This is a genomic window from Brachyspira pilosicoli P43/6/78, assembly GCF_000325665.1.
GTDB classification, from domain to species: Bacteria; Spirochaetota; Brachyspiria; order Brachyspirales; family Brachyspiraceae; genus Brachyspira; species Brachyspira pilosicoli.
On sequence record NC_019908.1, the window covers coordinates 962,343 to 985,308 of the forward strand.

Here is a 22,966-nt window from a genome sequence, read left to right on the forward strand (position 1 = left end):
TTATGCAATGTTTTTTTATAAAAGTCTATTGCCATAGCAACAAAGAATAAAAAAAAATTATCTTTTTCTTTTCAATGTAATAATAACTACTTCAGGATAAGCAAAAAATCTAAAAGGAAGCAACACTACCCCAACCCCAGATGTAACATATATTTTTGTATTATATGCTTTCATTTTACCATATATACTCATTAAAGGATATTCTCTATTTTTGTTTATAAACTCTATCAATTTTATAGGCATAAAACTTATTTGAAATCCATGAGTATGCCCAGCAAGAAAAAAATCTATTAACTTATTGTATCCACCTTCTCTAGCAATTTTTAATGGGAAAAGAGGTTCATGAGATAACATAATATGGAAATTATTAGTTTCAACTCCTTTAGTTGCACTATCAAACTCAACTTTATCTGTTAAAAAATCTCCTACTCCTCCTATAGAAATATAATCTCCTGCTTCATTTGTGATAAATACTATATTATTATCTATAGTTTTAAAACCATTTTTTATTAAACAATTAGATACATCAGTAGTACTCTCCCAATTATCATGATTGCCCATAACAGAATATTTTCCAAACTTAGCATTTAAATCTTTTATTCCTTCATCGAGCTTTTGAACATTATTAGAATTATAATAATGAAACCACCTCGGAGCACTGTAAATATAATCTCCAGCAAATAATATTAAATCAGGATTATTTTCTCTTATAATATCAGACATTTTTTTTACATGAGAAATTGGTATATAAAGCCCAGCATGCATATCTGCCGCAAATGCCACTTTTGTACCTTCAAAGCTATAAGGTAAATCATCAAACTCTAATTCAATATATCTTACCCTCAAAGACCTTGAAAAATAAAACATATACAAACAAAAAAGTAATATTATAAATAATAAAAATATTATAACTTTTCTCTTTTTATTAAATATATTCTTTATCATATATCACTGCCTAACAAAGAAATTAGAGTTAAAGCAAAAGACAAAATAAAAATTATTACTAAAAATATTATAAAATTAAATACTATATCATAAAGCAATAAAATTAATATTAATGATAAAATAATAGCAATGATAAATGATATAGCATATTTTTTAATAGACTCATTTTTATTAATATTACTTGCTTTACAAAAAACAGATAGTAAAAAAGAATTAAATAAAGAAACAGATATAAGAAATAAAGCCATAAATATAAAGCTAAATATTTTTATATTATTATTATCATCATATCCTTCTATATAAAGTTCATCTAAATTATTATCTTTTAACTTTTTATTTAAATAAGGATATATATTATCTTTTGATTGTATTATTATTCTTTCATTGTATGGAGATTTATCGCCGCCTCTAAGATGCAAAAAGTCATACATTGTTTTTAAATTAGCATATATATTATAATTTTCTATATCATATATTCCAACAATCTTAAAATACATAGTATCCAAAATACCTCGTGAGTTTTTTGCTATAAGTGAAACACTATCTCCTACTTTAAGATTTAAATATCTTGCTAAATGTTTGCCTATAACAATTTCTTTGTTTTCTCCTTCAAACATCTCTCCAGATATAAGATTATAATTAATATTTAAATTATCATAAGCATATACTCTAGACTGAATACTTCCAGTTCTAATAACAACACCAACAGGAAATGATATAACCCTTGTAACATCATTATTAATAATATTTATATCTCCAATAGAACCATTCAATAAAAAAGTATTATCAGAAGTATTTTTTTTAGCAATACTATATATATTATTATATGTAAATGTTTTTTTAGGTATTTCTAATAAAAAATCATAAGAAACTACAAAAGCAAAAACATACACTACAATAAAACCAAATAAAATTAATAAATTAGAAAACTTCAAACTCTCTAAAAACATCTTTTTTATTGAATATATTTTTAATTTTGCAGACAACACAGAAATAATATTTACTAATAACACTATTAAATATATTTTATCAAAATAAAAATTATTTTTTAATATATATTTCATTATTATAAAATAAGCAGCTAAAGAAAGTATAAATCCAATAATAGAAAATATCACACTGTAAAACAAATTATTATTATTTACAAATATAAAACTAAAAAATAAAATAAAGAAATAAGCTAAAATAAAATATAAATTATTATTGTTATTTGTTTTTTCATTTAAAGAATAATATACAAAATCGTCACCAAAAATTTGTTTAACTATATTATCATCTAAACTATTATCTTTTACATATATTTCACTAGCACAACTATCAAGCTTCACAAAATTATTTAAATTATCTATATCAACTAAAGCATAATTATATTTTAATGTATCTGATATACTTAAAACCTCATATTCCTCAGCATTATAATGACCATCTTTAGTAATTAATTTTAATATAACATTATCTCCAATTCCTACATTTAAATTCTTTGAAGTTTTTTCACTTATTATAATGCCGTTATTTTTTTTAGAAATATTAACATTAAAAATATTATTATCTTCTACACCGTTTAATATAATCTCTTCTTCACCCAAATAAGAAATAATAAGTGCTTTATATTTTAAGATAGCAGATAAATCTTTCTCATCAAACACTTTTGAAAGATTATCTTTTTTTTGTTTGTAATTATAAATAAAATATTCAGGCGGTGCTTCATCTCTCACAGCCATATAATTAGTATTCATAATACTTGTATAATTTGCATAAGTCTGCGGTTTATCAAGATTAAAATATAATATTAAAGAAGCAATAAATGAAATAAATACATAAAATATAACTTTTTTTTCATAAATAATAACTCAATAAAAATGTATAAAAAATTATATACTATTAAGCGTTTTTGTAAATACTTAATGATTATAGTTAGAATTATCTAAAAAATCTATTGACATTATATAAACATAATATAAAATAAAACGATTATTTTAAAAAGAGGTAAAACTATGGCTGAGATAAAAAATTATCACTTCTCTTCTGAGTCGGTAACAGAAGGCCATCCTGATAAGATTTGCGATGCTGTAAGCGATGCAGTCTTAGACGAATGTTTAAAACAAGATCCTAATTCTAGAGTTGCATGTGAAACTTTAGCAAAAACAGGAATGCTCATCATTGCTGGAGAAATCACTACAAAAGCTAGATTGGATTATCAAAAAATCGCTAGAGATACCGTAAGGCGAATAGGATACACAAGCAGCGATATGGGTTTTGACGCTGATACTTGTGCAGTAATGGAGGCTATTGCAGAACAGTCTCCTGATATAGATATGGGTGTTAGTGCTGGTAAAGGATTATTTAATTCTGAAAGCTCAAATGTTTCTGAAGGAGCTGGCGACCAAGGTATAATGTTTGGTTATGCTATAAATGAAACTGAAACTTTTATGCCTTTAAGCATACATTTAGCTCATAGATTAGCAGAACGTTTAACAAAGGTTAGAAAAGACAAAATTGTTGACTATTTAAGACCAGATGGAAAGAGTCAGGTTACAATAGAATATAAAGACGGTAAAGCTGCTAGAATAGATGCTGTTGTTATATCTACTCAGCATGCTGCAGGAGTTGAGCATAAACAAATAGAAGAAGACATAAAAAAACATGTAATAAATGAAATATGTCCTAAAAATATGCTTGATGAAAACACAAAATATTATATTAACCCAACAGGTTCATTTGTAGTTGGCGGACCTATGGGAGACTGCGGATTAACAGGAAGAAAAATCATTGTAGACAGTTACGGCGGACATGGTGCTCATGGAGGCGGTGCTTTCTCTGGTAAAGACCCTACAAAAGTAGATAGAAGTGCTTGTTATATGGCTCGTTATGTTGCTAAAAATATTGTTGCTTCTGGTATTGCTGACAGAGCTTTAGTTCAGTTTGCTTATGCTATTGGTGTTCCTGAACCTTTATCTGTATATGTTAATACTTTTGGTACTTGCAAAGTTCATGATGAGGTATTAGCTGCTATTATTTCTAAACAAATTGACTTAACTCCAGCAGGTATAATTAAAACATTAGATTTAAGAAGACCAATATATGAAAAAACTACTGCTTATGGACACTTCGGAAGAGAGCTTCCAGAGTTCACTTGGGAAAAAACAGATATAAAACATCTATTTGCTAACCCAACAAAATAATTTTTTAATTTAATAGATTTTAAACATTCAAGGCTTATCAATGAATTAATATTGGTAAGCCTTTTTATTAAAAAATCACACTAATAATCATATTTTGCAACATAATAAATACTTTACAGTATCATAACTATATAGTATAATTCAAACTAATAATATTAAGAGATATGCAAAAATGAAAATAACAGTAATACATGGTCAAAGCCATAAGGGCTCTACTTATAATATTGCCAAAATGCTTTATGATAAATTAGAAGGCGATGTTACAGAGTTTTTTCTTCCAAGAGATTTTAGCTCTTTTTGTGTTGGGTGTAACAGCTGTTTTAAAAAGTCAGAGAAATTATGTCCTCATTATGAATCATTACAGCCTATCACTTCGGCTATAGATAATGCTGATATAATAATATTTGCAAGCCCAGTGTATGTGTATCATGTAACAGCTGCCATGAAAACATTATTAGACCATTACGGTTATAGATGGATGATACATAGACCAGAAGAGAGTATGTTTAGAAAACAAGTTGTATGTATTTCTACTGCAGCAGGAGGCGGAATGAAAGAAACAACCAAAGATATAGCTGACAGCACATTTTTTTGGGGTGTTGCTAAAACATATAGAATTGGTTTTGCTGTGAGAGAAGTAACTTGGAATGATGTAAATGAAAATATAAAAGAAAAAATAAAAAAACAAATATATTCTTTGGCTAATAAAATAAAAAAAGATTATGGCAATATAAAGCCTTCTATAAAAACAAAGATGCTTTTTTACTTGATGAGAAAATTGCATCAAAAAAAGAAAATCACAGAAAATGATTATAACTATTGGAAAGAAAAAGGCTGGCTTGACAATAAGCGTCCTTGGATAAAATAACTATCAAAAAGCCCAATCATTGACTTTATAACAAATATACTTATAATGCTAACTTAAAAAAATTAAGGATACACAAAGGATACGCAAATGAAAAAAATATTCATTATGTTTTTTAGTTTGATGTTATTATTATCTTGTAATAATAATTCAAACAGCAGTGAAAATTATAAAAACATAGTATTAGTTCAAGGGGCTATGGACATAGAAGTTGATACTATGATAGCAAGCTTAAAAGATGTAAAAGAAGAAAGATATGGTAGTTGGAGTTTTTTTGTCGGCACTTTGGAAGGAAAAAATGGATTAAATAAAGTAATAGTATCTAGAACAGAAATCGGACTTGTTAATGCTTCTGCTGCCACAACTATAGGTATAGAAAAATATAAACCTACTGTTATTATTAATCAAGGCACATCTGGCGGTCATGACATTAATTTGCATTCTGGCGACATTGTTTTAGGTACTAATATAATTAATATAGGAGCTTTTAGAACAGAAAAATCAGAAAATAGCATTCAGAATAATTGGATATTTTTAGATGATGTTCAAAGGCTTAGAGATGAGAATAATAATTTTATAACAAATATGGCATTTCATAGTGATAGTGATTTAGTTAATATAGCAAAAACTATAAATTACACAAACGGCAAAGTAGTTGAAGGAACTATAGGAAGTGCCGACCAATGGAATAGAGAATTAGAAAGAATAAATATGATTCATAATAAATACAACACTTCTGCTGAAGAGATGGAAACTGTAGCTGCTGCACAAGTAGCAAAGGCTTTCAATATACCTTTTATAGGAATAAGAATATTATCAAACACTGATTTGCATAATGAAGACTTTAATCCAGAAACTGCTATTTGGTGCAATAATTTCACTATAGATTTTATTAAATCATTATAATAAATAAAAAAATAAAAAAAATTAACAATTCAAGCATAGCTTATAAATATGTTTGAATTGTTAATTATTAATATAAAATTAAAAATCTATTTTATCTGGATTTAAACCTGAACCTGCAAAATATCCTATATTGTTTATAGTCTTCATATCTTCATCGCTAATATTAAAATCAAAAACTTCACTATTTTCTTTTATTCTTGATGCTGTAATTGATTTTGGAAGAGGGAGAGTGTTGTTTTGTAAGCACCATTTTATGCAAAGCTGTGCTACGGACTTTTTATATTTACCAGCAATTTCTTTTAATAAATCATTATCAAGCATCTTACCAGTGCCAAGCGGACTCCAAGCCTCAACAAGTATATTATTATCTCTGCAATATTTAACAGTCTCTTCTTGCATAAAACCAACATGAAACTCTATTTGATTTACCATAGGTTTAATTTCTGTTTGCATTAAAGATTTCAAATGATGAGGCATAAAATTAGAAACACCTATTGATTTTATTTTGCCTTTTTCATAAAGCTCTGTCATAGCTTTCCAAGTTTCCAAATTAATATTATCCCAATCTTTAAATTGATTTTCTGATGCAGGCCAATGTATTAAATAAAGGTCAAGATAATCAAGCTCCAAATCATTAAGAGTTTTTTCAAATGCTTTTAATGTTGTATTGTATCCTCTATCTTTGTTCCAAACTTTGCTTGTAATAAATAATTCTTTTCTGTCTATGCCGCTTTCTTTTATAGCCTTACCTACACTTTTTTCATTTCCATAGATAGCTGCTGTATCAATATGCTTATAGCCTAACTTTATAGCCTCTTTTACAGAGTTTACAGCTGTTTCTCCATCTGGTGTCTGCCAAGTACCAAATCCTATGCAAGGAATTTTATAATTATTATTTAATGTAAAAGTATTATTTAAATTAGAAAACATATTTACACACCCCTTTTTTGTCAAATTATATAATATACTCATTCAAAGTCAATTATATAATAACTACATAATCATAAAACATATTTTTTATATTTATAAAATAAATAACTTGAAAAATAAAATTAATAATATAAAATTGCATATATCATGAAAAATAAAATACTTTTTCTTTTAATTATTCTAAATCTGTTAATATCTTGTAAAAAAGTAAATCTATTAACTCCTTCTATTATACCTCCCCCTACCGAATTTAAAAATAATGAAAAAATCCCTCAATATCCAACACCAACTCCAGTACTTCCTATACCTCCAGAAAAAACAGAAGAAAAAAATATCATTGTTACTCCAGAAATTGTGAAAGACGGAATAGTATTTGGAGGATATGGAAGAAGATTTAAATTTAATAATGAATGGCATGTATTAGCAACTAATGAATATAAATATGACCCTAATACTAAAATATTAACTCCAACATATAAAGGTGCAATATTAAAAATAGATAATAACGGAAAAACTATAACAAAAATACATAGTCTTTCATTAAATGATGATTTGGAAAAAACAGAATATTGGACTAATCTTAATTCAAGAAAAGTTTTAATAGAACAAGATAAGGTAAAAATTCCAACAGGCGGAACATATGAAGTTGTATACAAATATCCAGATAAAAAATATGAATATAAAAATATAAAATTCTACAGAGATAATTTTAGATATATATCAGATGTTTTATTTAATTTGAAAGGAAAGAATACTTCAGACTTGATAAATTGGATTGACTCTCCTGATACTTATAAAAGAGAATATATTTTGCCTAAATTAAATTTTGATAATCCTAATTTCCAAGGAAGAATTGGTTCAGCCCATTGGGAGGTTAAATTATTATATTTTAAAGGTAAATTTTTATTATTTACTCATCCTACGGTATATGACTATTACACAAATGGATTTATTCCTCCTTCTAGTGAAGATTTTTATTTAGATTCAAAATATTATTATACTATAGAGGTTGGAAAAGATACATCTGACCCTAAAAATTGGAAAACAAATGAAGCCCCTTGGGGAAGAAGAGGCGTAATTGATTATTATCGTTATGATGGAACGAAAATCTATATATCAGGAGGAAGTACATATAAATATCAATACAATGCTTCTGACGGATATTGGTATATTATGTCATCAGAAGTATATGCCGCTGATGTATTAGATGGAATATGGTCTACTAAAGACGGAATTAATTGGGAAAGAGAAAAAAGTCCGAATCCTTTTAAGTCTGCTGCAGATATTATATACTTTAAAGTAAATCCTCTGCTTACATATACAGCCTCTGATGATGGTACTCCTTTTGAACCTAAATATACAGAACTTAACGGCAAATATTACAGAACTTTCAATACAACCTATCCAATTCCTCCTGTAAAAGAAATTATGGAGGCTGCTGAAAGGTTTGAAACTAATTTCACAGTTACAGAAGAACATGTTAAAAATTCAGGTATTTATCAAATTCAAGTATCATCTGTTCACCCTGATACTGCCAAAGAAACCGATTGGGTTACTATAGTTCCTAAAAACCAAATAAGCTCATCTACAGAATGGGAAAGCGGCGGAGGAGACTTATTTAATTTTAATGGCAAATTAGTACGTTTGGTAGATTATGACAGAGAGTTCAAATTAAACACTCAATATGAAGAAGCATTGAATTTATCTAAGCAATATTATAATTTACTTATAAACTCTCCTGTATCAGAGTATAAAAAGAATTGTTATTACTTCTTATACTATAAAGCTATGGCAGATATGATTAAAATAATTAAAGATAAAAGCAATAATTATTTCAAACCAGAGAAAGCTTTTACACATTACACATTTGAATTGAATTAAAAAATAAGAATTAATATGCTATATTGATACAGAATATAAATTTATAGTATTATTTTTATACAACATGCTTGTTTTTCTATATAAATTTTATACAATTATATTAATTGAAACATAAAAACAAATATAAAAATATAGTTACAACGTATAAAAACAACACATTTTTACATATTTGTCTGGCACGTTTCTTGCATATATATAAGCATACAGCAATTAAATGCTGAAACAAAATTATTTAATTAAAACTTAAATAATTAATTTATAAAGGAGTTAGGCGGTTTAAGAGCCGTCAATTAAATTAGAATATGGATTATAATAAATATACAATAAAAGCCCAAGAGGCAGTAAATGAAGCTGCTAATATAGCTAATGGTGAAGACCATAATGAAATAAAAAGCGAGCATTTACTTCTTGCATTATTAAAACAAGAGGACGGACTTATTCAGCCTTTAGTAGAAAGAATAGGCGTTCCTATAAATACGTTAATAGATAAAACTCAAAGATTAGTTGATGAAAATGTAAAGGTAACAGGAGAAAATGTGCAGTTACATCTATCTACTAATGCTGGTAAAGTTTTAGCAAAAGCAGAAAAAGAAGCTAGTGCTTTAAAAGACCAATATGTATCAACAGAGCATATATTCTTAGCACTCGTTGAAGCTGACAACAAAGCAGGCGACATGCTTAGAAAAAGCGGAATAAGTAAAAAAGAAGTTTTAAGTGCATTAAAAGATTTAAGAAAAGGTCAAAGTGTAAATAGCCAAGACCCAGAAGCTAAAATGCAGGCACTTGATAAATACTGCCGTGATTTAACAGCATTAGCAGAAGCAGAAAAAATTGACCCTGTTATAGGACGTGATGAAGAGATAAGACGTGTTATGCAGGTGTTGTCAAGAAGAACTAAAAATAACCCTGTGCTTATAGGTGAGCCTGGTGTTGGTAAGACTGCTATTGTTGAAGGACTTGCAAGAAGAATAGTTTCTCAAGATGTACCTGAGGGACTTAAAGATAAAAGGCTATTAGCTTTAGATTTAGGTGCATTAGTAGCTGGTGCAAAATTCAGAGGAGAGTTTGAAGAGAGACTAAAAGCTGTTATCACAGAGATAGAAAAATCTGAAGGAAGCATTATATTATTTATAGATGAGCTTCACACACTTGTAGGAGCTGGTGCTACAGAGGGAGCAATGGACGCTTCTAACCTATTAAAACCTGCATTAGCAAGAGGCGAATTAAGAGCAATAGGTGCTACTACTTTAGATGAATATAGAAAATATATTGAAAAAGATAAAGCACTTGAGAGAAGATTCCAACAAGTTTATTGTAAAGAGCCTAGCGTTGAAGATACTATTTCAATACTTAGAGGTTTGAAAGATAAATACGAAGTTCATCATGGTGTAAGAATAAAAGACGATGCATTAGTTGCTGCTGCTGTTTTATCTAACAGGTATATAACTAATAGATTCTTACCTGATAAAGCTATTGACTTGGTAGATGAAGCTGCAAGCCAATTAAAAATAGAAATAGACAGTCAGCCTACTGAACTTGATAAAATTGAAAGAAAGATTTTACAGCTTAATATAGAAAAACAAGCTCTTTCAAAAGAAAATGATGCAGCATCTAAAGAAAGATTAGAAAAACTTGAAAAAGAATTATCTGAACTTTCTGAAGAACGTAATGCTATGAAACTTCAATGGGATAATGAAAAAGGAAGAATTGAAGAGACTAGAAAATTAAAAGAAGAACTTGAAGCTTTAAATATAAAAGAGACTCAATATACAAGAGAAGGTAATTTAGCAAAGGCTGCTGAAATAAAATATGGTAAAATACCAGAACTTCAGAAAAAATTAGAAGAAGCAACTAAAGCTATGGAAGAAGCTAAAAACTCTGACAAGAAAGGTCTTTTAAGAGAAGAGATTTCTGAAGATGATATAGCTAGAGTAATATCTGTATGGACTGGAATACCTGTAAGTAAAATGCTTACAAGCGAAAAACAAAAATACTTACAGCTTGAAGAAGTATTACATAAGAGAGTTGTAGGACAAGATGAAGCAATCACTTCAGTTGCTGATGCCATAAGAAGAAACAGAGCAGGACTTTCTGATGAAAACAAACCTCTTGGAAGTTTCTTATTTATAGGACCTACTGGGGTTGGTAAAACAGAGCTTGCTAAAACACTTGCTGATTTCTTGTTTAGCGATGAAAAAGCTTTAACAAGAATTGATATGAGTGAATATATGGAGAAGTTTTCTGTTACTAGACTTATAGGAGCTCCTCCAGGATATGTAGGTTATGATGAGGGAGGACAATTAACAGAAGCCGTTAGAAGAAGACCTTATTCTGTTATACTATTTGATGAGATAGAAAAAGCTCACCCTGATGTATTTAATGTTTTACTTCAGGTATTAGATGACGGAAGACTTACTGACGGACAAGGAAGAATAGTAGATTTCAAAAATGCTATTATCATAATGACAAGTAATTTGGGTTCTGACCTTATTCTTGAAGCTAATGATACTAATGATATCAAAGAAAAAATTCAAGAGTTACTAAAAATGTCATTTAGACCAGAGTTCTTAAACAGAATAGATGAGATAATAACATTTACTAGACTTGACAAAAAATACATTGCTGAGATAGTAAGAAATCAAATAGCAAGAGTTGCTAACAGACTTAAAGATAGAAGAATAACTTTAGATGTAAGCGATGAAGCTATAGACTATATTGCTGATATTGGTTATGACCCTCAGTTTGGAGCAAGACCATTAAAAAGAGCAATACAGAATTATATAGAAAACCCACTAGCTAAAGAAATGTTAGCAGGAAAATATTTAGAAGGAGATACTATAAAGGTAAAAAAATCAGGAGACGGTTTGGTTTTTGAAAAATAAATAAAATATATAAATAAAAGTAGGAGTACTGTTTTGTGCTCCTACTTTTTGTATTTATAAACATAATTATTTATTTCTTCTATATTTTCTCTATTGACTTTTATATAATTTTCTATTTTTTTATTAATTAAATACTTCAAAAAATTATCTATTATTTTTACATTTATTAAAGTAATACTATCATCATTATCTTTTGATAGTCCTAAATATTTATGTGATAAATTAATTGCATATTTTCTTAAATTATCTCTCATAATATATCTATTTTCTCTATTTGGAATATACCAAACTAATTTATCAAAAAAGTTATCACATGCTTCTAAAGCAACAAAATTATATATATCTTTTTTATCTCTTAAAGAATTAAGAGGAAATTTTTTATTCCCAGTTTCAAATTCTTTATAAGAAAGAATATAAAAATCATATATTTTTGAAAGTATAGAGAAAATACTTTGATCATGTCTATTTTCTATAAACATATCAGCATTTGATATTTTTGATGGAGTATCATCAGCTAAAGAAAAATCATCATAAAAAACTTGAAGCCATTTATTTACAATATTTAAATTAAAATCATTTTTTAATAACAAAAATGATGTTGCTGCCCTTTGAAAACTATCAGTAATATTTTTATCATCAAGCACATTAAAATAATTAAACAAATCTGACTTTGTCCATAATTTCTCAATATGTCCTAATTCAAAACATAATGCCCCATTTTCTATAACAATATCCAAATATTCATAAAATTTATTAATAGCTTCTTTATTTAAATGACAGCCAACATCTGTATAAAGTAAAATATCATTATCATTCATAGATTCTAAAGTCTTCAGTACAATAAAAGGCTTCCAACACCAATATCCAAATCCACGACTTGGAATTAATTTTTTTCTAAGCTCTTTTTCAAACTTTTCATCATATGGTAAATTATATTCATTATATATTAAAATTTCATCAAATATATTAAAACTTTCTGCCTGTTTTTTTAAGCGTAAAGCAGAAGGATATAAATCTAAACTTCCAAATGAACATAAATAAATCTTTTTATTTTTGTACATAAAATATCACCTATTAAAATAAAAATTCTAATAAATAGAATTTTAATAATTAGTATAATTAAGATAATAATTAGTATAATAATTGCTATAATAATAATTATAATTACTTAATTGGTTTTCACATTTCAATGCCACAAAATCAACTCTTCTATTTTGAAAAGTATTAGTAGTGTATTTAGGAGCAAAATAACTATATGGATAAATTTTTACTCTTTGATGAGAAATACCAAAAGAAACTATAACATCTCTTATAACACTTGCCCTTTGAAGAGAAAGCATCATATTTAAATCTAATTTTTCCTTGCTTATCTCATCAGCATGCCCCTCTACTATTAAAATAGCATTTCTATTATTGCTCATAAAGCTAATCATTTCATTCATTACATATGTATAATCTTCAATATTATATGCCTTTTTTGCTCCAACTTTATAATATATTTCTTTATCTGTATTAAGTAAGTATCCTCTTTCAGTTTGAATAATACTCATGTTTGTGCTTAAGACAAAATCATAATTGCATTCACTTTCAATATTTTTAGGTTTATCCCAAGAAAAATATATTCTTCTCTCTGGTATAAAACAAGCAATTAAAATAAAAGGAATTAAAACGAACAAAAATATTTTATAACTCATATTAACTCCTTAAACTTTAAAACCTTATATTAATTGGTATAAATGAAATAGCAAGCTGCTTTGTAAATATACCATACTCTATAGAAAAAGATTGATAAAATATATCAAAATGAAAACCTATTCTCATATCATAAAGCTTATAAGACATTTTATCTTCTGAATTCGGCACATATAAATCATTAACAGTGATATCATGGCCTACAATATTAGCGTAACTTCCTATGCCATTAACACCCACTTTTGATTCTAAACTTCCAAATACAATATCAGCCCCAACAGAAAAATAAGCATCTAAATACTGTATAACAGGAACTTTATCTCTCATCTTAAAACCAAATACTATCTTAGGACTTAAAGCAAAAGTTTTCCATTTAGATTCTAAAAATGCATTTCCATTAAATACAACACCCGTATCAGTTCCGCCATTATAACCAAGATAAAGAGGAACATATACATTTCTATTGTTGGCAGACATTTTTAAATTGCCTTCATCATAATTAAAATCCACTCTTAAATCACCAAATAAATATTTAGTTCTAAAAAGATAAGCCTTTAAAGAAGCTCCTATATTGTAGCCTAAAGATTCTATTTCAACATCATTTACAACTATGCCATAAATATCCTTAAAACCTAAAGACATTCCTCCCCTAACAGTAAGAGCCAAAGGTAAAGGTCCGAGATTCACTTGCAAATAAGCATTAATATGAGGAATAGGAAGAAGGTCTAAAGATTTTGATAATGATTCATAATCATTTTGTGTAGATTTTTTTATTTTTTCAGCAGAATATAAAGGCACATCACTATATAAATTAATTCCAAAACTTCCTATAGGTGTATGCATTGGTATAAGAAGACCTGTATTATTACCAGAGGCTGCATTAAAAGCTGTTTTCTTTTTTAAAGCATTAATAACTAAGGTTGCACTTCCTTGCTGCATATTTGCAAGTTCCAAAAAACCTAAAGTTGTTCCTACTAATAATATTACAGATTCATTTGTAGTAGTATCAAGAATTTTCTCTGGATTTTGAGCTATAGTAATAAGCTCTCCAAATGTAAATGTTTTTATACCGTCATCAAAAAGCTTATTCATCTGCTTGCTGTTTATTAATATATCTAATGCTGACTCAGGTATATCTTTGTAGATTCCTGTTGAGTTTATATATTCATTAATAAAAGTTCCATAATCAACACTAGGTATTGCAGGAGGAAAAAACTGCGAAAATAAATTAAACGAATTAAAAAAAGCTAATGTAAATATAAACAATAATCTCTTCATTAAAAAATCCATAACTTAAAGCTCAAAAGTATAATGTGTAACAGCCTCGTCAGGATAAAAATAATTATTTCCTTTATCTTTTATCATCTTTAACATATCAGCTATTGCTTTATAATATAAATAATAATAATTATATTGTTTATAAATCTCAATATTTTCTGCTGTTTTAAGCATATCATAATATTGCTTTGAAAGATTTAATGATGTTTCATACTGATTATCTATTTGAAAGACTCTATCATAATCCACCAAACGAACTATTTTATTATTGAAAGTAAATAAATCAGCCCCTCCGCTCTGCCAGCCTATAACAGAGTTTATTTCATTATTTGGTATAACACTAACCCAATCAGATTCCTCTGCTTTATCAGGATTTACAGAAGAAACCTGCAATTGATAAGCACCAGATTTTTTAATATGCTCTTCTGTAATTGTAAAATTAGTTTCTAATCTATCTGCAGCTTCTTTAATTTCTTTGATAGGCGGAATAGGATATGTAGCGTTAAAAGTTCTGTAATATCTTCCATTTAATTCTGTATATGAAGGCTCTAAAGGTGTAGCATCTGGGGAATTATATCCTCCCATAACATTTTGTGATTTATAAGAAGCGAGAATAACATCACTTGTTAAAATTTTTAAATAATCAGAAGTTGGCTTAGTATCTTCTTTCCAATTTACTCCGTCTTCTGATGAAAAATATTTATCTGTATACACATATTTTCCCTTTTGTTGCCATAAATTTCCATCATATTCATAAACACTATTTCCAAAATTAGCTTCACATAAATAAAGCTTATTCTCATCAAAAGCAAAATGATTAACATAAAGAAGTTTTGTACCATTATAATCAGGAAAATAATTTGTAGTCCAATTTTTAGCATCACTCATATCTTTACCATAATCAATAGTATAATATTCATCAGCATAAAATTCAAAAGAAGGGTCACTTGGGTCTTTATATCCATCAGGATACTCATCTAAAATATTTTTAAATCCTTTATATAAAAATATTTTTCCTTTATAATAAAACATAAAATATTCTATTACATTCAATCCATATCTTCCTAAAAAATTAGGTTCTATATGATTCGTATTAGGCATTTTATAAGTTTTTGTAGTTTCAGTTACAGTATCACGCCAATTTATCAAATCATCAGATTCCATGTATCTTTTATGTTCAATAAAATTCTTAACAACAACAAATATATCCTTAAGGCTAAAATCTATATTTCCTTTTATAAAATTTTTATCTTCTGTATAATCAAAATCTGTAGTAGTATATGCAAGAGAGATAATTTTAACTTTATTAGCCTCTATTATTAATTGGTCTGAGATTAAAAAAAGCCAATATTGTTTTGAATCTAGTACTGTATCTTTTGGCGAAGTATATATTTTGCTTATTGTACTGCCATCATTACCTATTTTTAATAATGCACCTTTTCCTGTAGGAGTAAGTTTTTTAGTATCAGCATCATATTCATATTGATTAGTAGCTAATACATACCATTCATTTTTATATTTAAATCTTTTAGAATATCCTCCAAATACTGTATTATCAGGAACTATTTCTGGAGTAACTTTTATTGGTTTTTCTTCTACTTTATCTGGAGGGGTTGGAATTGGAGTTGGGATTGGATAATCTGGAACTTCACTTATATTAGGAAATGCTGTTGGAGGAGGTATATAAGCAGAACTTAATAAATTTATTTTTTTGCAAGATACTATTAATATCAAAACAAAAAATATAACTGCTATTTTTTTTATCATATCCCCCCCAAAAAATAAAAATGATACTAATATAATATACTATATTAATATCATTTTCAAACTATTTTTTATTTTGATATAATTGAATATTATTTGTAACAAAAGAAAAAAATTATAAACTCACTCTTTTAGAAGCATCATCAATATCAAGTTTATAAAGCTCATCAACAAAAGCAACTGCAAAACTAGCAGGAGCATCAGCTTTTTTTGAAGCTTTTTCACCAGCTGAAGCCATTATACACATAGCAGAAGCAGCAGCAATTAAAGGCTCAGCAACAGCAATCATAGCACCAGTTATAGCAGTAGATGTACAACCCATACCGGTATTAACAGGCATTAAAGGAGACCCTCCGCTTACATATAAAACTTTGTTTCCATCTGTTATAATATCAGTCTCTCCGCTTATGCTTACAACCGTATTATATTCTTTAGCTAAATATTTTCCTGACTCTAATGCCATATTAACATTAGCACTGCTGTCTACTCCTTTAGTTTTTATACTCTCACCGGCAAGCACCATTATTTCAGAAGCATTTCCTCTCACAACTTTAGGATTATAGTTTTTTATTATATCAATAGCAGTTTTAGTTCTCAATTTTGTAGCACCTGCTCCTACTGGGTCAAGTACAAAAGGAACATTTTTTTTATTAGCTATCTCGCAAGCCTTATGCATAGCCTCAATAGAAGTTTTTGTTAAAGTTCCAATATTAACAACAAGAGATGAAGCAATAGAAAGCATATCCTCAAACTCTTCTTTCTCAAATGTCATCACAGGAGAAGCTCCAACGGCAAGCAATGCATTAGCTGTAATTTGCATAACAACATAATTTGTAATGTTATGCACTAATGGAGATTTAGCTTTCATATCTGTGATTGCTTTAAGTATTTCATTTTGTAAAGTATTCATTTTATTACTCCTTAATATTTTTATAATAAATGTTTTAACTGCGACATAAATATTAAAGTTAACTATATATGCAGCTAATTACTCATCATTACCTAAAATAAATATTATAATTACTAATTATTATTTATACTTTAGCAAAGCATATAAAAGTTTATTAAGTATATAACTATATTTTGTCAAAATAATTTTCTTAGTTTTATTATTTGTGGGGACTAGCCCCCACACCCCCACTTCTTTTGCGACCGAAAGGAGTACCTTTAGGTATGCCACAAAGAAGCAAAAAGACTGCATTTTTAGGCTATATCCTATATTTAATAGGCATGTTTTTAATATAAAATTCTAGCAATTGCGTTTTTTGCTACTTTGACGAAGTCCGCAGAGCGTGTGCGACAAAAAAGTAGATAAAATTTATATAAAGTGCATCAGTTGACAAACTTAAAAATTTTCAGTATATACATAAAATTTTTCTTATTATTTTCCACTACGCTCTAGGCTATATTAAAAATAAATATGCAAAAGGCACTGCCAATATCAAAGAAAATATTATTCTCTCTATCCATATAACTATAATATCTCTTATCCTTATTGGAATGTCGGTAGCAAGCATACAAGGAATAGGTGCAGCAAAATAAAGTATCTCAGAAACGCATACTATAGCTATTACACTTTTAGCTAATTGACTTGAATCCATGATAATGCTTGAAGAAGAAAACATCTCTACTATTGTTATAGAGCAAGCCTTGGCTACTGTATAAGCTTCGTCTCCTAATCCTAGTAATTTTGTAAACGGTAAAAATATATAACTAACAAAATCAAATAAAGGTGTATAATTAACAATTAATAACCCTATAAAAGTTATAGCCATAAAATTAGGCATTATCGATATTGATATCAATAAACCATCTTTAAGATTCTTTAATATATTATCCAAAAAATTATTTTGTTTGTCAGCAACCTTTACGCCTTCATCTAATGCCTTACTAAAAATATTACCTCCTGTAAATTTAGGTTCTTCAATTACATCTCTATTCAAATAGCCTTTATCCGATTTACTTCTTAATGGATAAAGTCTTACTGTAATTGCTGTAACTATGAATGTTATAGCCAAAGTTCCCCAAAAGTATATATTCCATTTATCTATGATGCCCAGAGTTTTAGCAACAACAACCATAAATGTAGTTGATACTGTGGAAAATCCTGTAGCTATTATGCATGCCTCTTTTGTAGAATAGTAACCCTCTTTATAAACTTTATTAGTGATGAGAAGCCCCACAGAATAACTTCCTATAAAAGAAGCTAAAGCGTCTATCGATGACATACCAGGAGTCTTCCAAATAGGACGCATTATATAACGCATAAATATTCCTACAAAAGCCATAAGACCATAATCAATAAGAAATGATAAACATACTGCACCTATTGGTATAAGAACTGCCACCTGTGTTAATAATCTATAAGAAAAAGGAAGCATATTGGGTTTATGAAAGTCAGCAGGACCTAACTTAAAATAAGCCATTATAACAAATGGTATTGCCAAAAGTTTAATAAATGAAAATACTATTTCTGTTTTATTTTTATTCCAAGTCTTACTTATAAATGGATATACTCCTCCAAACATTGTAATTATTATACCGTAATAAGGTTCAACGAATGGTATTTTTCTTATAAGACTTACTAAATGGTCTATAGGTATTGATTTTACACCATTAATATTTATGGTGATAAAAAACATAAAAACGCCTATAGCACTAAAAATAATAAATTTGAAATATGATGACTTACTGTATTTAATATTAGATAAATCATTATTTTGTAAAACAGTTTGTGAATTTGAAACATTATTCATAAAAATTTCCTTATAAATCAATTATTTACAGAAACCTTAATGAAAAATAATGAGTGCATAAAAATAAAAAAACGAGACCAATTTAAGAAAACTGATCTCGCATTTTTATACAAAATTATTTCCCTACACTGGCATTATCCAACAGGTTATAAGGGTCTAAGTTTTTTCAACTTACTCTCAGCCTTTCAAAGCTCCCCAAATATAATCTCTATATTATTAATATTTTTGGAACATTCTAGATGAACCTCCGCAAGTTTCACATGTCTCTGGGAATTTATCAATATAAATGTTTCCGCAGTTAGGACATAAATATAAAGAGATTTCAGTATTTGTATTTAAAAACTGAGCTTTAATTAACTCAAATAATTTAGCATGTTCTACCTCTACCTTACCAAGTGAAGTAACTGTTGAGCTTACTAATTTATTTTGTTGCTCTAGCATAACCTCAGCTAATTGAGGATACAAAATAGTAGATTCGTATACTTCCCCTTTAATAGCTACTTCTAAATTACTTTTATCATCTGCAATTTCAACGTCAAGTAATTGAGGAACAAACTTAGTCATATCTAAGGAACTTCTTAATGCTAACTTTCTCATTTTTTCAGCATGTATTCGCTCTGCTAATGCTGTAGTAGAAAATACTTTTTGAACAGCCGGATTTTTAGATGCCTTAGAAAACTGAGAATATTTATTAGCAGCATTAGATTCCCCTTGAAAAATAGAAAATAAAACTTCTTCAAGAGATTTTACAGCCATATAAATAACTCCTTCAAAATAGTATTTAATATTTTTTAATGTGTTCATAAAAAAATATTTCTTTATGAAATATATTACATTTAACAGAAAAAAATATCAAGTGCCTAAATAATTATAATTTTATATTATAAAAAATATATTTTAATAAAATTTGATTATTAGAATATATATAAAACATTTAATAAAATAAGAAAGAAAATAATAATTTATAATAGCTTGACTTAATATTTCTTTACAGTTAAAATAAAAAAACTTTAAAAAATAACATAATAAAATAAAAGTAGTAAATAGATGAACAATAATGATAAGATAAGAATCATACCTTTAGGCGGCGTACAAGAAATTGGTATGAATATGACTGTTATAGAGTATGGAGATGAAGTATTAATAGTTGATTGCGGATTTATGTTTCCTAAATATCATATGCTTGGTATAGATTATGTAATACCTGATACTTCATATTTGGAAGATAAAAATATAGTTGGATTAGTATTAACTCATGGACATGAAGACCATATAGGAGCTATACCTCATTTCTTAAGAAAATTTCCTGATATACAAATTTATGGTTCAAGATTAACAGCAGCATTTTTAAGAGCTAAATTAAATGACTATAAAAATGAATATAAAGATGTTAATATTTATGAATTAGAGCCTAGAAATAAAATAAAAATAGGAATGAACTTTGATATAGAGTTTATAAGAGTTAATCATAGTATACCTGACGGTGTTGGTGTTGCTATCACTACTCCTCTTGGTGTTATAATACATACAGGAGATTTCAAAGTTGATTTAAATCCTACTACAGATAAGTTTATAGACCTTTATAAGTTTGCGGAATATGGTGAAAATGGTGTTTTGCTTCTTTTAGCAGATTCTACAAACTGTCATAAAAATGGTTTTTCTATGAGTGAGAGCGTTGTTCAAAACACAATGACGCCACTATTTGCATATGAAGACGGTATGATAATTGTTGCTGTTTTTGCAAGCAGTATTGAGAGAATACAGGATTTGGTAACTGCTGCTAAGATTAACAATAAATATGTTGCTTTTTCTGGAAGAAGTTTACTTAAATATACAAAGATAGCACAAGAGATGGGATATTTAAATCTATATGATATAGTGATACCTATAGATAAATTAAACAGATACCCAAGAGAAAAAATTGTATGTATCACAACAGGAACACAGGGAGAGCCTTACTCTTCTCTTTCATTGATAGCTGCTGAGGCTCATAAGCATATAAAAGTAGAAGACGGAGATATGGTAATATTTTCTTCTAGTGTTATACCTGGTAATGAAATGTCTGTTACAAGAATGATTAACAATCTCTATGACCTTGGAGCTAAAATGGTTGGTGAGGATAAAAAACTTCTTCATGTATCTGGGCATGCTTCAAGTGAAGATTTGAAACTTATGTACAGACTAGTAAAACCAAAATACTTTATACCTATTCACGGAGAGAAAAGACATTTAATTAGTCATATAAAATTAGTAGAAGAGCTTAATGGGCTTAATTCTAAAGGTTTTCTGCTTTATAATGGTAATGTACTTGAAATAGATAGTTCTTTAGAAGCAAAAATCGCTGAGCCTATAGAGATAAGAAATATTTATGTTGATGGTAAGGGTGTTGGAGATTTGGAAGATAGCATATTCTTCGATAGAGAACAATTATCATTAAACGGTGTTGTTGTTGCTAATGTAGTTGCCAAAAAAAATAAAACTGGAAATTATGATATAAACATAGATATAGAAAGTAAAGGTTTTACATATAATGGAGCAGAAAAATCTTCTATAATAACTAAAAACGAAGAGCTTATTAAAGAAGGTAAAAACTCTGCAACAGAAGCAGTTAGAAAATTACTTAATAGAAATAAAAGAACACCTTCTACTATTAAATATGAAGTGCGTGAAGCTTTAAGAAAGAAGTTTATACAGATAATAGGAAGAGAGCCTGTTATATTCGTATCACTTTATATAGATAATGTTTATATAGAGGTAGAAGAAAATAATACAGAGGAGGAAATATGTACGAACAAGACAACCAAGAGCAAGAAAATAATACACAAGAAGAAAGTAAGGAATATACAAATAGCAGCAAAGAAACCGAAAAAAAAGAAAATAAAGAAAGCAAAAGATTTATAATATTTTCTTTATTAATACTAATTTCTATAATCATAGGTATTATTTCTGTATTCAGTAAACCTCAAAATAAAATTGCATCTGTTATTATAAAAGGAAAAGAAGCTAATATTAATACTATACAAAATAAAGAAGGTATTGCTATTATAGATTTGGTAGGCGTAATATCGCATGTGGCAAGAAAAAATTCACTTGGAATAGAAGAAAAATCTGTAACAGAAAAATTAATTGATGACTTTGAATATTATATGAAAGATGATAATGTAAAAGCCATAGTATTACAGGTAGACAGCCCAGGAGGAGCTTTAACTTCTTGCGAAGAGGCATTAAAATATTTACAGGAATTAAAGAAAAAATATCCAAAGCCAATAGTAGCTTCATTTAGAAGTATGGCAGCAAGCGGAGGATATTATATTTCTATGATAGCTGATAAAATATATGCCAATGAATCAACACTCACTGGAAGCATAGGCGTAATATCTCAGTTTGTTAATGTATCTAGCTTAATGGACAAATATGGAATAAAAATGTATACAATAAAAAGCGGAAGAAATAAAGATTCATTATCTCCGTTTAGAGAGCCTAGAGAAGATGAGCTTGCTTATTGGCAGGATATGACTTATGAGTTTGTAGCTCAGTTTACTAATGTTGTAGAGACTGCAAGAGGAGACAAAATTAAAGGCAATAGAGAAGATTTATTTGACGGAAGAGTATTTAGCGGAAAAAGAGCTTTAGAAGTAGGTTTAATTGATAATATTGGTACACTTAAAGATGCAATAAAAGATGCTGCCGAAATGGCTGAAATAAAAGATGAAGAGCCTTATATTATAAAAAGACCGGAAAATAAAAACTTTATAAACCTAATATTATCAAGCATGCCTTTTGTTTATAAACCACAGGCTTTGATACCTTATGAGGAATTAATAAATACTAAATATGTAGGTGTTCCTATGTATATTTATCTTCCTAATTATATTGGAGAGTAAA

17 protein-coding genes and 1 riboswitch are annotated in these 22,966 nt (G+C 28.0%); of the genes, 7 read left to right on the forward strand and 10 right to left on the reverse strand.

Going from position 1 to position 22,966, the window contains the following annotated elements; genetic code table 11:
* Positions 1-57: 57 nt before the first annotated feature.
* Together BPP43_RS04305 and BPP43_RS04310 are read right to left on the reverse strand one after the other, a co-directional pair.
* Positions 58-945, reverse strand: a complete 888-nt coding sequence (locus tag BPP43_RS04305; RefSeq protein WP_015274277.1) for a metallophosphoesterase — start codon at positions 943-945, stop codon at positions 58-60.
* Positions 942-2,681 (reverse strand): ABC transporter permease family protein, encoded by a 1,740-nt coding sequence (locus BPP43_RS04310; RefSeq protein ID WP_252832402.1) that lies wholly within the window; start codon positions 2,679-2,681, stop codon positions 942-944. The genes BPP43_RS04305 and BPP43_RS04310 overlap by 4 nt, the downstream gene beginning before the upstream one ends.
* Positions 2,682-2,939: 258 nt before the next feature.
* Here BPP43_RS04310 and metK point away from each other — a divergent pair, with 258 nt between their 5' ends.
* From metK to BPP43_RS04325, 3 genes are all read left to right on the forward strand, one after another.
* Complete coding sequence (metK, locus tag BPP43_RS04315; protein WP_013245023.1) at positions 2,940-4,127, forward strand: methionine adenosyltransferase; 1,188 nt, start codon at positions 2,940-2,942, stop codon at positions 4,125-4,127.
* Between the two features lie 172 nt (positions 4,128-4,299).
* Positions 4,300-4,995 (forward strand): flavodoxin family protein, encoded by a 696-nt coding sequence (locus BPP43_RS04320; RefSeq protein ID WP_015274279.1) that lies wholly within the window; start codon positions 4,300-4,302, stop codon positions 4,993-4,995.
* Between the two features lie 87 nt (positions 4,996-5,082).
* On the forward strand, positions 5,083-5,898 hold the full coding sequence (locus BPP43_RS04325; RefSeq protein WP_015274280.1) for a 5'-methylthioadenosine/S-adenosylhomocysteine nucleosidase: 816 nt from the start codon (positions 5,083-5,085) through the stop codon (positions 5,896-5,898).
* 78 nt (positions 5,899-5,976) lie between these two features.
* On the opposite strand, the gene BPP43_RS04330 is transcribed toward BPP43_RS04325, so the two are convergent.
* Positions 5,977-6,828 carry an aldo/keto reductase gene (locus BPP43_RS04330; RefSeq protein WP_015274281.1) on the reverse strand — a complete coding sequence of 284 codons (852 nt, stop codon included), beginning with the start codon at positions 6,826-6,828 and terminating at the stop codon, positions 5,977-5,979.
* Between the two features lie 147 nt (positions 6,829-6,975).
* Here BPP43_RS04330 and BPP43_RS04335 point away from each other — a divergent pair, with 147 nt between their 5' ends.
* Both BPP43_RS04335 and clpB read left to right on the forward strand, forming a co-directional pair.
* Positions 6,976-8,709, forward strand: a complete 1,734-nt coding sequence (locus tag BPP43_RS04335; protein ID WP_015274282.1) for a hypothetical protein — start codon at positions 6,976-6,978, stop codon at positions 8,707-8,709.
* 302 nt (positions 8,710-9,011) lie between these two features.
* The gene (gene clpB, locus BPP43_RS04340) at positions 9,012-11,591 is read left to right on the forward strand and encodes an ATP-dependent chaperone ClpB (RefSeq protein WP_013245018.1); all 2,580 of its coding nucleotides are present in this window, start codon (positions 9,012-9,014) and stop codon (positions 11,589-11,591) included.
* A gap of 41 nt (positions 11,592-11,632) precedes the next feature.
* On the opposite strand, the gene BPP43_RS04345 is transcribed toward clpB, so the two are convergent.
* The 7 genes from BPP43_RS04345 to BPP43_RS04375 all read right to left on the reverse strand — a co-directional run bounded on the left by BPP43_RS04345 (position 11,633) and on the right by BPP43_RS04375 (position 19,837).
* Positions 11,633-12,652, reverse strand: a complete 1,020-nt coding sequence (locus BPP43_RS04345) for a hypothetical protein (RefSeq protein WP_014932826.1) — start codon at positions 12,650-12,652, stop codon at positions 11,633-11,635.
* Between the two features lie 42 nt (positions 12,653-12,694).
* A complete protein-coding gene (locus BPP43_RS04350; RefSeq protein WP_015274283.1) occupies positions 12,695-13,285 on the reverse strand; it encodes an OmpA family protein in 591 nt (196 codons plus the stop codon).
* A gap of 16 nt (positions 13,286-13,301) precedes the next feature.
* Complete coding sequence (locus tag BPP43_RS04355) at positions 13,302-14,573, reverse strand: hypothetical protein (protein WP_081586589.1); 1,272 nt, start codon at positions 14,571-14,573, stop codon at positions 13,302-13,304.
* A 3-nt stretch (positions 14,574-14,576) separates the two neighbouring features.
* On the reverse strand, positions 14,577-16,328 hold the full coding sequence (locus tag BPP43_RS04360) for a hypothetical protein (protein ID WP_015274285.1): 1,752 nt from the start codon (positions 16,326-16,328) through the stop codon (positions 14,577-14,579).
* 112 nt (positions 16,329-16,440) lie between these two features.
* Positions 16,441-17,235, reverse strand: a complete 795-nt coding sequence (thiM, locus tag BPP43_RS04365; protein ID WP_013245013.1) for a hydroxyethylthiazole kinase — start codon at positions 17,233-17,235, stop codon at positions 16,441-16,443.
* Between the two features lie 493 nt (positions 17,236-17,728).
* Positions 17,729-19,081 carry a YjiH family protein gene (locus tag BPP43_RS04370; protein ID WP_015274287.1) on the reverse strand — a complete coding sequence of 451 codons (1,353 nt, stop codon included), beginning with the start codon at positions 19,079-19,081 and terminating at the stop codon, positions 17,729-17,731.
* A 103-nt stretch (positions 19,082-19,184) separates the two neighbouring features.
* A riboswitch (TPP riboswitch) is annotated at positions 19,185-19,289 on the reverse strand.
* A gap of 8 nt (positions 19,290-19,297) precedes the next feature.
* A complete protein-coding gene (locus tag BPP43_RS04375) occupies positions 19,298-19,837 on the reverse strand; it encodes a rubrerythrin family protein (protein WP_014932818.1) in 540 nt (179 codons plus the stop codon).
* A gap of 291 nt (positions 19,838-20,128) precedes the next feature.
* Here BPP43_RS04375 and BPP43_RS04380 point away from each other — a divergent pair, with 291 nt between their 5' ends.
* Together BPP43_RS04380 and sppA are read left to right on the forward strand one after the other, a co-directional pair.
* Positions 20,129-21,982, forward strand: coding sequence for a ribonuclease J (locus tag BPP43_RS04380; RefSeq protein ID WP_014932817.1), 1,854 nt, complete (start codon positions 20,129-20,131; stop codon positions 21,980-21,982).
* Entirely contained in the window at positions 21,865-22,965 is a 1,101-nt protein-coding gene (gene sppA / locus BPP43_RS04385) for a signal peptide peptidase SppA (RefSeq protein ID WP_015274288.1), read from the forward strand. Before BPP43_RS04380 ends, sppA begins: the two co-directional genes overlap by 118 nt.
* Position 22,966: the final 1 nt, after the last annotated feature.

Bases quoted from the DNA above. Each gene is read 5' to 3' on its own strand.
- BPP43_RS04305 (WP_015274277.1), bottom strand. From the start codon at position 945: ATGATAAAGAATATATTTAATAAAAAGAGAAAAGTTATAATATTTTTA.
- BPP43_RS04310 (WP_252832402.1), bottom strand. From the start codon at position 2,681: ATGAATACTAATTATATGGCTGTGAGAGATGAAGCACCGCCTGAATAT.
- metK (WP_013245023.1), top strand. From the start codon at position 2,940: ATGGCTGAGATAAAAAATTATCACTTCTCTTCTGAGTCGGTAACAGAA.
- BPP43_RS04320 (WP_015274279.1), top strand. From the start codon at position 4,300: ATGAAAATAACAGTAATACATGGTCAAAGCCATAAGGGCTCTACTTAT.
- BPP43_RS04325 (WP_015274280.1), top strand. From the start codon at position 5,083: ATGAAAAAAATATTCATTATGTTTTTTAGTTTGATGTTATTATTATCT.
- BPP43_RS04330 (WP_015274281.1), bottom strand. From the start codon at position 6,828: ATGTTTTCTAATTTAAATAATACTTTTACATTAAATAATAATTATAAA.
- BPP43_RS04335 (WP_015274282.1), top strand. From the start codon at position 6,976: ATGAAAAATAAAATACTTTTTCTTTTAATTATTCTAAATCTGTTAATA.
- clpB (WP_013245018.1), top strand. From the start codon at position 9,012: ATGGATTATAATAAATATACAATAAAAGCCCAAGAGGCAGTAAATGAA.
- BPP43_RS04345 (WP_014932826.1), bottom strand. From the start codon at position 12,652: ATGTACAAAAATAAAAAGATTTATTTATGTTCATTTGGAAGTTTAGAT.
- BPP43_RS04350 (WP_015274283.1), bottom strand. From the start codon at position 13,285: ATGAGTTATAAAATATTTTTGTTCGTTTTAATTCCTTTTATTTTAATT.
- BPP43_RS04355 (WP_081586589.1), bottom strand. From the start codon at position 14,573: ATGGATTTTTTAATGAAGAGATTATTGTTTATATTTACATTAGCTTTT.
- BPP43_RS04360 (WP_015274285.1), bottom strand. From the start codon at position 16,328: ATGATAAAAAAAATAGCAGTTATATTTTTTGTTTTGATATTAATAGTA.
- thiM (WP_013245013.1), bottom strand. From the start codon at position 17,235: ATGAATACTTTACAAAATGAAATACTTAAAGCAATCACAGATATGAAA.
- BPP43_RS04370 (WP_015274287.1), bottom strand. From the start codon at position 19,081: ATGAATAATGTTTCAAATTCACAAACTGTTTTACAAAATAATGATTTA.
- BPP43_RS04375 (WP_014932818.1), bottom strand. From the start codon at position 19,837: ATGGCTGTAAAATCTCTTGAAGAAGTTTTATTTTCTATTTTTCAAGGG.
- BPP43_RS04380 (WP_014932817.1), top strand. From the start codon at position 20,129: ATGAACAATAATGATAAGATAAGAATCATACCTTTAGGCGGCGTACAA.
- sppA (WP_015274288.1), top strand. From the start codon at position 21,865: ATGTACGAACAAGACAACCAAGAGCAAGAAAATAATACACAAGAAGAA.